Consider the following 11,962-nt stretch of genomic DNA (forward strand, 5'->3'; position numbering starts at 1 on the left):
TTATCCCTCAAGTTTGTACCCAATACCTCGTACCGTTTTAATCAAACTAGGCTTTTTGGGCTGATCTTCAAGCTTCTCTCTGAGGTGACTGATATGAACATCGACAATTCTTGTATCGCCTATAAAATCAAAATCCCATACGTCCTGTAATAACACTTCCCGCTTCACTGGCTTATTTCGACGTTCCGCTAAATAAACTAATAAATCGAATTCCTTTTTCGTGAATTCTACGAGTTGTCCATTTTTAAAAACTTCATACGTATCGATGTGAATATCGATGTCTTTTACTTTAATAACTTCCTCGTTTTGAATATGTGGCACTGATCGTCTTAGAACAGCTCGAATGCGAGCGGACAATTCTTTCGGACTAAACGGTTTTGTCATATAATCATCTGCACCAACATCTAGCCCAGTTATTTTATCTTCTTCCTCTCCCTTTGCGGTGAGCATAATAATTGGTATCGTTAGACCCTGTTCTCTTAATTTTTCACAAACCTCAAGGCCATTCATGGTAGGTAACATTAAATCAAGCAAAATTAAATCAAAATTCTCATGAGTAGCTAATTGTAAAGCCGTTTCCCCATCGTGAACGACAGCCGTACGATAACCAGCTTGAATTAAATTATAGTCAATTAAAGTTGTAATCGATTCTTCATCGTCTACAATAAGAATACGTGTATCCACAGCTTCCATCTCCCATTGCTTTTTGTCTTTTGCTTTAATCATATCGCTTACGAGATGGTTTGAAAAGCATCTATACTCATTCTATTTGTAACTTTACAAAAACTTCATATATGTCTGTTGTCGGCCTTTGACAAGCAAATTTTTCACAAATATAAACCGTTGTCTTATCATCAATCGACTGATAATCTTTTATAAAGGGAACAATCTCACTTAAACCAGACCGTTCTTCAGTTATAAGCCAACTCATATTCGGTAAAAAGTGTTCACTCTTTCGTTCCATTAGTTGAGAACGCTCTTCATCTTCTTTTTCGCCAAGCACGACCACCTCATAAGATTGAAACTCCGTTATGAGCAAGCTTTTTAAAAAGTAAGTACTGGCTTCTGGAATTCGTGATATAGCAGGATAAAAGACGTGGTATAGATCTTCAACACAATCAGCTAATTCAGTCTCTCCCGTTAAATTAGCTAGACGTGATAACACAACTGTTGCAACACTATTACCCGAAGGAGCCGCTCCATCATGAATCTCTTTATCCCGAGATATTAAGGATTCACTATCCATTCCGGAAAAATAAAAACCGCCGTACTCTTCGTCCCAAAATAAGTCAATCATTTGATTCGCCAGATTCTTTGCCTTTTTTAAATGATGTTGTTCAAAGGTTGCATCGTATAACTCAAGAAAAGCCCAAATTAAATAGGCATAGTCATCTAAATAACCTTTATACTTTACATCCCCATCACGATACCTCGCCATGACACGATCATCAACAATCAGTTTTTCCTCTACAAATTGACGCGCTCGGTTAGCCATATCGATATATTTCTTATTTTGAAAGGCCTGTCCAGCTTTCGCTAAGGCTGCTATCATCATCGCATTCCACGACGTTAACGTTTTATCATCTAAATGAGGATAGACCCGTTGTTCACGTGCTTCCAATAGTTTTTGCCGCGCTTCTTCAAGCTTTGAATTTAATGCATCTTGAGATAACTTGAATTCATCAGCTAATGTCTCGAGGTTAGTATATATGAGGCTCGGAATATTTTTACCGTGAAAATTACCTTCCGTTGTTATATTATACGTTTTTGTATATAAATCCCCTAGCTCATCGCCTAACACTTGATAAACCTCACGGCGACCCCAGACGTAATACTCACCTTCTTTACCTTCCGAATCAGCATCAATTGCTGAAAAAAACGCTCCTTCTTCACTCATCATTTCACGAGAGACGAAGGTAATAATTTGTTCACTTATTTGCTTATAAAATGAATTTCCAGTAAGCTGATAAGCCTCCGTATAAGCCATCAACAATAACGCCTGGTCATAAAGCATTTTTTCAAAATGAGGGACTAACCACTTTTCATCAGTAGAATAACGAGCAAAACCAAACCCAATATGATCATATAGACCACCTCTAGCCATAGCATCTAACGTTTTTTCGACCATTTGTAAAGCGAGTGTCTCACCCGTTAATTTATAATCATGCATGAGAAACATTAAATGATGCGGTTGTGGAAACTTCGGTGCTGATTCAAATCCACCATATTCCGAATCAAATGTTTGACTTAACTCATGAAAAGCTTGTTCTGTAGCTTCTTTAGAAACACGTTCCTGCCCTTTCGTAAATATCACGCGGTTCAATGAATCCTGAACACTCTGTGTCACTTCATCTATTTGATCTGGATCATTATGAAAAGTTTCTGATAGATGATAAATCACATCTTTAATTCCAGGCATGCCATACTTACTTTCTTTCGGAAAATAAGTACCGGCATAAAACGGAACCTGATCAGGCGTCATAAAAATACTTAGAGGCCAACCACCGTGACCTGTCATCCGCTGACAAACCTTCATATAAATCGAATCAATGTCAGGACGTTCCTCACGATCCACTTTAATTGATATAAATCGGTCGTTTAGTAGCTGTGATACCTCCTGATCCTCAAATGACTCATGAGCCATGACATGACACCAATGGCAGGTTGAATAACCAATGCTTAGAAAGATTGGTTTATTCTCATGTTTTGCTTTTTCAAAAGCTTCATCACTCCATGGATACCAGTTAACGGGATTATATGCATGTTGAAGTAAATAGGGTGATTTCTCTGCGATTAATCTATTGGGTATCTGTTTAGATGTCATTGGGCATCACCTTCTTTCTTAATTGATTTATTCTACTTACTATAATACATATATTAACCAATTAGATACAAAAAATGACGACAACCTTTTCAGTCAGTCGCCGCCACTTGTAAGTTGTCATGTATTTATATCTGTCACAAAAATAACCGCCCTTGTTTGGACGGTGTTTATCCGACATTGTTAAACTAACCTACCCGATCATTTAAGTATATCTTTTCACAAACTTATTAGCATTATTTGTACTCTTCTCTGCATTTCGTGTTGTCATAATAGCTAAGAAAACAGCACTTAGACCTCCAACAAGCTTTCCTACTATCATTGCAAAAACTATTTCTTTGTTAACTCCTGCAGCAAATCCCAAGTGTGCCCCGAACGCAAAAGAACCACTAACTGCAAAGGCTACGTTAATAACTTTTCCTCTATCATCCATGTCTTTAAAAATAGAGAACATGGGAATGTTATGAGCCAAAGAAGCCATTAATCCCGCAGTAGACGTTTCATTTATATTTAATAATACTCCTATTCTCCTTAATAATTTCTTAAAGATGAATGATATAAAGGCAACCAATGGAAATGCTCCTGCAAGAAATATAGCAACCCTTGCAACAATTTCGATTCCCACCATTAAGGGTGTCATGTTAGGAATCACTGTAAACCCTGTAATTGTTTCAACTGATATTGCTGTTAGACCAATAATAGCAATAATTTCTATGCCCTTAGCTAATTTGGAAAATCCAGAAATCATCTTATTTGTATATCTCCATAGTCCAATCGAAATCAATAAAGACAATAGGATAGTTGGAATAAGGTTTTTAATAATAACTAGTAATGGAATATGTGCAACAATTCCTCCAACCAAACAACCTAACGGCACCGTTATTAAGCCTAACAAAATCCCTCTAGCAAAAAATGAATGATGCTCTTTCTCTATAATTCCTAATCCAACAGGAATTGTAAAAACTAGAGTTGGCCCCATCATTGCCCCCAAAAACACCCATGCAAACAATTCAGCATCTGCATTATGAGACATTTCCTTTGCTAATGCATAGCCTCCAGCATCCATAGCTATTATCGTATTTGCGAATGATGCAGGGTCTGCTCCTACTAATCCATAAACAGGCGCAATGAGAGGAGTTAGAATTGAAGCGAGAACTGGTGCTAAAGATATAATCCCAACCATTGCGAGTGCGATAGGTCCCATTGTCATGAATCCATCTGTGAAGTGCTTCCCTAACCCCCATTTATTTCCTAAACATTTATCAATTGCACCTAAACAAAAAAAGCTTATAACTATATAAACGATGATGTCATTAATACCCATTTCTTCTACTCCAATGCTAGATGTTTTTATAACAATAAATATATGTCATGTTTGATTCCCAAACTTCTACTATAATTTAAATCAGAAAAAAATGCTACCTTTGGTCAACTTTATCAAAAGTCATAAAACTAGATTTGATTTAAATTATATAACTGTAAAAAAGCACTAAGCTGGGTGGTTAAAAGCTCTAAATTTACAATTAAAGGTTAGCCATCATCCCATATCGAGATAATAACTAACCTTAAATCCACTTATCTAAGTTATAACACTAAGTAAAATACTCGAATTTTGCCTCAGGAAAGTAATCTTTCAAGTACTGAGCTAATGTATTTTTCATATCTTCTTGTTCATCATTTGTGTAAACATATTTCCAAATACCGTATTTACCCCATTTCGGTTTTCGCTTAGCTTCATCAAGTTCTAGCTTAGTCATCGGGTAATTTTTTTGTATAACGTTTTTCGCAGGTTTAGTAAATCTATGTTGAATAAATTCAAAGGTATACCTTTGAAAATGAACTCATAAAAACCTTTTCACCAAGAATTCCCTTTACTTCATACGTACCACTAGTCAATTGTTCTTTCACAAAAGGGGCAAGTTCAAATGGTTCAACATCGTACATAACTTCAATTTCTTTGGCAAATAGTAGGTTTTCACCTCTCAACAATTCAGAAAGCGATGGTTGTTTTTTTGGTTCCGGGGTTTCACCTAAAACCTGAGTCAACCCAGCAACATAATCGTCAAGCGTACGGCCACCTACTAATTTAACCCCTTTATTATCTTCATTCACCATAATGATGGTAGGAAATCCTCTAGCGCCAAGTTTTCTTGTAAGTGCAAAATCCTCCATTAGTAAATCATGTGCAAATTCTTCATTAGATTCATTGACCATTAATTTCCCGTCTAGCCCCAACTCGTTAACAATTTCAATCATTACCGAATCCTCGCCAATATTTTTGTTTAAAGCAAATAGCGCTTCTCTTGCTCGACGTAAGTATTCAAACGCTTTTTCGTCACCATGATGTTTTTGAATAACTTTAAACACACGTGATGAAGGAAAAGATGACTGAATTGGATTGTCAATCATAATGAGAGCAGATTGGGTCGGTTACATAGTATAAATCAATTTTTTTAATTGGTTGGTTAAAATCAATCATTTCCATTTCTTCATCACCAGCTTCCCCACAAATTCCGATTTCTAAATCTCAGATCATGTTTTTGTTGGTCATACAATAACTTCCTCCTTAACACGAATGATTTTAAAGCGGTAAACCTTATGTTTGCGCACTCGTAAATTGATTATGGATTCCTTCATTGATCTTTCTGGTAAAAAGGAATTTAAAGATATTACGGTAAAAGATATTACAACAGAAGCGATGATTAACCGGGCAACGTTTTATTATCATTTTGAGGATATTTATGACCTATTGCATAAGGCTTTATCTGAAGTGTTATTTGTTAATTTAAATTGCGAAAGTTATAAGAATAGTGAACTTAATATAGATACGTTAAGTCGTATTTTTATAGCTATTACTGATTTTCAAGCTGAATTATCAAACCGTTGTCATCGTGGATATGAAGATACAATTGCCCGCATTATAAGAGTCCAGCTAGAGATTATTTTTTTCAATCTATTAGTGAGACAACATCCAAATGAAGTGAAGGAGGGACTAAAGCATACAGCAACCATGTTAAGCTGGGGATTATATGGTGCTTCGATTTCATGGAGAAGAAATAATGATTATGTTTCTCCGGGGGAATTTATAAAAACTGTGATTCCTTATGTTCAGTATGGAGTTTTGGGAAATAGTCGTTAAGAAAAAACGCTTAAAAGTGAAGCTGATCAAATCTAGCATGATGAGTGCCTCGTGAACGAGCTATTTCCCCAATAATCACAATGAATCCCCACCGGTTTGTGTTGAGTCCCCAATGATTCCCGATAATTCCCCAATAATATCGATTTTTTGCCCTATAAGTTATTCTGAGTGCCCTATAACCATGGTTGATTACCCAATAAACTTCACGAATCCCCAATAATCTACTCTGAGTACCCAATACGCATGTCTTCTATTCTCAACATCACTCGTTAATATTTATACCTTACAAAAAAGCTCAAGGTCAATGGCCATTGACCTCGAGCTTTTTTAGACAATTCTTATTCATTATCTGCTAAAACCTTCATAACGTTTTTAACTGAATCGGCTGATTTGTCTAATTGATCTTTTTCTTCATCAGTTAAATCAAGTTCAATAATTTCTTCAAGACCATCTCCACCTAGAATCGTTGGAACGCCAAGATACATATCGTGGTATCCATATTCACCTTCAAGATATGCAATAGAAGGTAAAATTCGGCGCTGGTCTTTAAGAATTGCTTCAACCATTTCCGTAATAGATGCAGCTGGTGCATAATATGCTGAACCATTACCGAGTAGGCCTACGATTTCACCGCCACCTTTACGTGTACGTTCTACAATTTCGTCTAAACGTTCTTTAGAGATTAATTTTTCTAATGGAATACCGCCTGCAAATGAATAGCGAAACATTGGTACCATATCGTCTCCGTGGCCACCAAGAACGAATCCAGTTATATCTTTAACAGATACGTTTAATTCTTGAGCGACAAATGTACGGAAACGTGCTGTGTCAAGTACACCTGATTGACCGATTACACGGTTTTTAGGGAAACCAGACTCTTGGAATACTGAATATGTCATGGCGTCAACTGGATTTGTTAACACAATGATTAAAGTATCTGGTGAGTACTTAACGATTTCTCGAGTTACACTCTTCATAATTTTAGAGTTTGTTGCAACTAGATCATCACGGCTCATACCTGGTTTTCTTGCAATTCCTGCTGTAATGACAACGACATCAGAATCTTTAGTGTCTTCATAGTTAGAAGTACCGATAATGTTTGAATCAAAGCCCTGTACGGGACTTGCTTCTAACATATCTAAAGCCTTACCTTTTGTTGGATCTTCCATATCCGGAATATCCACTAAAACGACATCAGCTAATTCTTTTTGAGCCACCATAAGTGCTGTTGTTGCACCGGTGAATCCAGCACCAATGACAGACACTTTTCTACGTTTAATTGTCATTGTCCGCCTCCTCAAATTATGGATTATGAATTAATCCATGTTTTTAATAAGCTCATCACCGAATTCAGAACATTTAACTTGAGTTGCACCATCCATTAGACGAGCGAAGTCATAAGTGACGACTTTGCTTTCAATCGTTTTATCCATTGCTTTATGGATGAGCTCACTAGCTTCTCTCCAGCCAAGGTGATCGAGCATTAATGTACCAGATAAAATAACTGAAGATGGGTTAACCTTATCCTGACCTGCATATTTCGGAGCTGTACCATGTGTTGCTTCAAAAATAGCGTGACCAGTTTCATAGTTAATATTTGCACCAGGTGCGATTCCAATACCACCAACTTGAGCTGCTAGTGCATCGGAGATATAGTCCCCGTTTAAGTTCATGGTTGCAACAACATCAAACTCTTTCGGACGAGTTAAGATTTGTTGTAGGAAAATATCAGCAATCGCATCTTTAACGATGATTTTTCCTGCTTCTTCAGCCTCATTTTGAGCTTGGTCAGCAGCTTCGCGACCCTTTTCTTCTACGATTTGATCATATTCTTTCCAAGTGAACACTTTATCACCGTATTCACGTTCAGCTAGGTCATATCCCCATGCTTTAAACGCACCTTCAGTAAACTTCATAATGTTACCTTTATGAACAAGTGTGACACTCTTCTTACCTTCATTAAGAGCATATTCAATTGCTGAGCGTACAAGGCGCTCTGTACCTTCTTTAGAAACAGGCTTAATACCAATTCCAGATGTTTCAGGGAAACGAATTTTTTTAACGCCCATTTTATTTTGAACGAAGTCGACAACCTTCTTAACTTCATCTGTACCTTCTTGCCACTCAATACCTGCATAGATGTCTTCTGTATTTTCACGGAAGATTTGCATATCAACATCTTCAGGCTTTTTAACTGGAGATGGAACACCAGTGAAGTGTTTAACTGGACGTAAGCAAGTGAATAAGTCAAGCTCTTGGCGAAGAGCAACGTTTAATGAACGAATTCCTCCACCGATTGGCGTTGTTAGTGGTCCTTTAATGGCAATTTTATATTCACGAATCGTATCTAGTGTTTCTTCAGGTAACCACTCGCCTGTTTTGTCATAAGCTTTTTGACCTGCTAATACCTCTTTCCATACGATACTTTTCTCACCGTTGTATGCTTTATCGACTGCAGCTTGTAATACTCGTGATGCAGCTGCCCAAATATCTGGACCTGTTCCATCACCTTCAATAAAAGGGATAATAGCATGATTAGGAACATTCATTTTTCCATTTTCTACTGTAATTTTTTCTCCTTGTGACAATGTCATAACCTCCTAGAATGCATTCAATTAATTTAATTTTAACATCACAAAAGCCGGTATGACCGGCTTTTGGTATTTATCTTTCATTAATTGGGGTATAAGCTTGTTTGCTTGGTCCCACGTATTCAGCGCGTGGACGGATTAAACGGTTGTTAGCAAACTGTTCTAAAATGTGAGCTAACCAACCTGACACACGGCTGACAGCAAAGATTGGCGTAAATAAGTCATGATCAATCCCTAAGCTATGATAAACCGAAGCTGAATAGAAATCAACGTTAGCTGGTAAACCTTTTTCGCTAGTGATGTAGTCTTCAATTTTAACAGACATATTGTACCACTTAGATTCACCCGTGATTTCTGTCAATTGCTTAGACATTTCTCTTAAGTGTTTCGCACGAGGGTCACCATTTTGGTATACACGGTGTCCCATACCCATAATTTTTTCTTTATTAGCTAATTTTTCTTTAATGTAATCAATCGCTTGATCTTCGTCACCGATTTCAGTTAACATCTTCATCACGCGTTCGTTTGCACCGCCATGTAGAGGTCCCTTAAGTGCACCAATAGCAGCTGTAACACCAGAGTAAACATCAGAAAGTGTTGCGACACAAACACGTGCTGTGAATGTTGAAGCGTTTAGCTCGTGGTCAGCGTGTAAAACTAACGCTTTATTAAAGGCTTCAACTTCAATATCTACAGGATCTTTACCTTTTAGCATATATAAAAAGTTAGCTGCAAATCCGAGATCGTTCTTCGGAGATACTGGTTCTTCACCCTTACGGATACGAGCAAAAGCGGTTACAATTGTAGGGATTTTCGCTTGTAAGCGGAGAGCTTTTCTGCGGTTTGCATCCTCTTCCATAACATCAGCTTCTTCATCATAAAGGCCAAGCATAGATACAGCTGTTCTGACTGCTGCCATTGGGTGAACCGTTTTTAAGTCATAAGATTTAAGATGATCAATAATTTCTTGGGGAACGTTCATGTTATCGGCTAATTCTTGTTTAAAAGAATCAAGCTCACTTTTTGTAGGTAATTTTTGATTCCATAGTAAGTAAATAATTTCTTCAAAACTTGAGTTTTCGGCTAAGTCATCGATATCATATCCGACATACGTTAACTTATCATCGATGATTGAACTGATTGATGATTCAGTTGCTACAATTCCTTCAAGTCCTTTAGGATTTGACATTGTATCTCTCTCCTTTTCCACAAAATTATCATAGAATAAATAGTGTATGTATCACTTTAATCTACTATTCATCTAGCATTTGCCCCACATCCCATTATAAACAAAATTCAAATGAATGTGAAATTTTTGTGCCTAAATAATAAAATGCGTATCTTATGCATAACTATTTTAATATACTTCCCATCGACTGTTATTCGATACTAAGAAAATAATTTTAAAACAGCATCAACGGCTTGCATCGCTAAATAGGCAATACCAGCACCTATCAAAGGCCCTACAGCAACACCTTGGAAAAATACGACGGCAAAAATCGTACCAAGGACAAGGGCAACCGTTAAATGAGGATCATTCGCCAATAAATTCAGACCGTCTTTTGCAACATATGCAACAAACATCCCTGCTAAAAGGGCAATCCATGCGTAATAGGATTTAATACTTTCCAACAATTGTGAAAAGCCAATTTCACCTGTTGCAATTGGTACTAAAACAGCAACGGTAATAATAACGACACCTATAAACAAGCCTTTTGCTTCTAAAAAAGGAAAGACTTTATCGTCTAATTTAAATAATTTAATGCCTAATAAAATATATACCGCAATTAATATCGCCTGGTTTTTAGCTATAAATCCTAAGCCAAGTAAAATAAGTAAAAATAATGTCGATGATGTCAGCATGATTACACCAACTTTCTGTGCAGTAAAACGTTGAAAGGATATAGACCAATGGTGATTAACTATCAAAATTTATTTAAAAGCATAGCATTTATATGTATCATCATCATGTTCATATATACGGTTTTCCATTACCTTTTGCCGTTCGCTATTAGTCTCATCGTTGCTATTATGATTAACCCGATTGTACAAGCCTTGCAAAACAAACTACACCTAAACCGAAAATTGGCCGTCCTAACTGTATTAATGTTAGCCATGCTCTGCTTTATCACAGTCATTACTTATAGTCTTGTAGAGCTTGTACATTTATTACAATTTTTAAGAAACTTAATGCCTAGTACAATTGAAAATTTATTTAGTCGTTTAGAAAGCTTCACCGAAAAAAATATTGAACGGGCCTATCAATTTATTTCTGCATTTATCGATACCATACAACCTCAATCACAGCAATTGCTGAAAGAGCTGTTTATGGATACTGTCCATACGTTAAAGGAATACAGTAAAAATCTTTTACTTAATTTCATACATAACACGATTAATGGTATTACTAACATCTTAAAAGGAAGCTACTTTTTACTGTTTATACTGATTAGTACATTTTTTATTAGTGCAGATGGACCGAAATGGATAAAATCCATAAATAATAGCCTACCAGACCCTTTTAGCCATTACTATGAAGAAATTAAAACGTCATTTTTATCTCTTGTGAAAAAATATGCATTCGCACAATTAATCATCATTATCATGACAGGTATTATGGTTTTTATTGGCCTACAGCTCATTGATGTTGGACATGCACTAGCTATAGCTAGTGCTGCCATGCTATTTGACCTTGTTCCTTTTATTGGTATAAGCGCTTTATTTTTACCGTGGGTGATCGTCTTATTTTTAACCAATAGTTACGCCTTAACGATTCAAATCAGTATTTTATATCTAGTGTTAATCATTTCAAGGAATATTATCGAACCAAAATTAATTGGATCATCCATTGGTATACACCCACTAGCCCTTATTATCATTTTATTTGTATTCATTAATTTTTTCGGATTCATAGGCTTGTTATTAGGGCCTGTAGCTGCTGTTAGCATTAAAGCCCTATCGAAAGCAGGTGCTTTTGAGTCACTAAAAAATTATATTACGAAAGCAAGCTAAAAGTTACGAAAAACATGAATTGACCCTTTACGGAACATTTCCGATAAAATCTTCCTTATCCAAACTTTAACAGGCTTTCGTGTTTGTGGAATGAGTAATAAAAAGCCAATCGTATCGGTAACGAAGCCTGGTGTGAATAAAAGTACGGCACCGACTAATATAGCTATACCATCTAGGATTTCTTCAGTCGGAGCCCGACCGTTTGCTAGTTCAAACCTAGCGCGGTTAAGGGTTCCGACCCCTTGTTGTCTAGCCAAAAATGCACCTAAAACGCCAGTTAATATTATACCAAATAAAACAACCCAAACATTAAATGCGTTACCTATCCATACAAAAAGTGTGATTTCAACTGCAGAGATAACCACAATTAAGAAAAATAAGATTCGAAACATAGTCGAT

At 36.5% G+C, this 11,962-nt stretch carries 10 protein-coding genes and 2 pseudogenes; 2 read left to right on the plus strand and 10 right to left on the minus strand.

What is annotated here, in order from left to right:
* From BLP77_RS06425 to BLP77_RS06445, 5 genes and pseudogenes are all read right to left on the minus strand, one after another.
* Complete coding sequence (locus tag BLP77_RS06425) at positions 1 to 684, minus strand: response regulator transcription factor (RefSeq protein ID WP_093856424.1); 684 nt, start codon at positions 682 to 684, stop codon at positions 1 to 3.
* Between the two features lie 76 nt (positions 685 to 760).
* Positions 761 to 2,824 (minus strand): thioredoxin domain-containing protein, encoded by a 2,064-nt coding sequence (locus BLP77_RS06430; protein ID WP_093856292.1) that lies wholly within the window; start codon positions 2,822 to 2,824, stop codon positions 761 to 763.
* 202 nt (positions 2,825 to 3,026) lie between these two features.
* Positions 3,027 to 4,145: an ethanolamine utilization protein EutH gene (eutH, locus tag BLP77_RS06435; protein WP_093856293.1), complete on the minus strand. Its 1,119-nt coding sequence runs from the start codon at positions 4,143 to 4,145 to the stop codon at positions 3,027 to 3,029.
* Between the two features lie 268 nt (positions 4,146 to 4,413).
* Positions 4,414 to 4,644 (minus strand): annotated as a pseudogene (locus tag BLP77_RS06440) (spore photoproduct lyase family protein); the annotation flags it as partial.
* A pseudogene (locus tag BLP77_RS06445) lies at positions 4,637 to 5,306 on the minus strand (DsbA family oxidoreductase). The pseudogenes BLP77_RS06445 and BLP77_RS06440, both read right to left, overlap by 8 nt.
* A gap of 138 nt (positions 5,307 to 5,444) precedes the next feature.
* Between BLP77_RS06445 and BLP77_RS06450 the strand changes: the two are divergent.
* On the plus strand, positions 5,445 to 5,960 hold the full coding sequence (locus tag BLP77_RS06450; protein WP_093856294.1) for a TetR family transcriptional regulator: 516 nt from the start codon (positions 5,445 to 5,447) through the stop codon (positions 5,958 to 5,960).
* 338 nt (positions 5,961 to 6,298) lie between these two features.
* Here the strand turns inward: BLP77_RS06450 and mdh are convergent, their stop codons facing one another.
* From mdh to BLP77_RS06470, 4 genes are all read right to left on the minus strand, one after another.
* Positions 6,299 to 7,246: a malate dehydrogenase gene (mdh, locus tag BLP77_RS06455; RefSeq protein ID WP_093856295.1), complete on the minus strand. Its 948-nt coding sequence runs from the start codon at positions 7,244 to 7,246 to the stop codon at positions 6,299 to 6,301.
* A gap of 30 nt (positions 7,247 to 7,276) precedes the next feature.
* Positions 7,277 to 8,548 (minus strand): NADP-dependent isocitrate dehydrogenase, encoded by a 1,272-nt coding sequence (gene icd / locus BLP77_RS06460; protein ID WP_093856296.1) that lies wholly within the window; start codon positions 8,546 to 8,548, stop codon positions 7,277 to 7,279.
* 76 nt (positions 8,549 to 8,624) lie between these two features.
* Positions 8,625 to 9,740, minus strand: coding sequence for a citrate synthase (citZ, locus tag BLP77_RS06465; protein WP_093856297.1), 1,116 nt, complete (start codon positions 9,738 to 9,740; stop codon positions 8,625 to 8,627).
* A gap of 200 nt (positions 9,741 to 9,940) precedes the next feature.
* Entirely contained in the window at positions 9,941 to 10,414 is a 474-nt protein-coding gene (locus BLP77_RS06470; protein WP_093856298.1) for a DUF441 domain-containing protein, read from the minus strand.
* Between the two features lie 48 nt (positions 10,415 to 10,462).
* On the opposite strand from BLP77_RS06470, the gene ytvI reads away from it, so the two are divergent.
* Positions 10,463 to 11,563, plus strand: coding sequence for a sporulation integral membrane protein YtvI (gene ytvI, locus BLP77_RS06475; protein ID WP_093856299.1), 1,101 nt, complete (start codon positions 10,463 to 10,465; stop codon positions 11,561 to 11,563).
* On the opposite strand, the gene BLP77_RS06480 is transcribed toward ytvI, so the two are convergent.
* Positions 11,560 to 11,955, minus strand: coding sequence for an FxsA family protein (locus BLP77_RS06480; protein ID WP_093856300.1), 396 nt, complete (start codon positions 11,953 to 11,955; stop codon positions 11,560 to 11,562). The two genes, ytvI and BLP77_RS06480, sit on opposite strands and share 4 nt — an antisense overlap.
* Positions 11,956 to 11,962 lie beyond the last annotated feature (7 nt).

It is taken from the genome of Tenuibacillus multivorans (assembly GCF_900103915.1).
GTDB classification, from domain to species: Bacteria; Bacillota; Bacilli; order Bacillales; family Alkalibacillaceae; genus Tenuibacillus; species Tenuibacillus multivorans.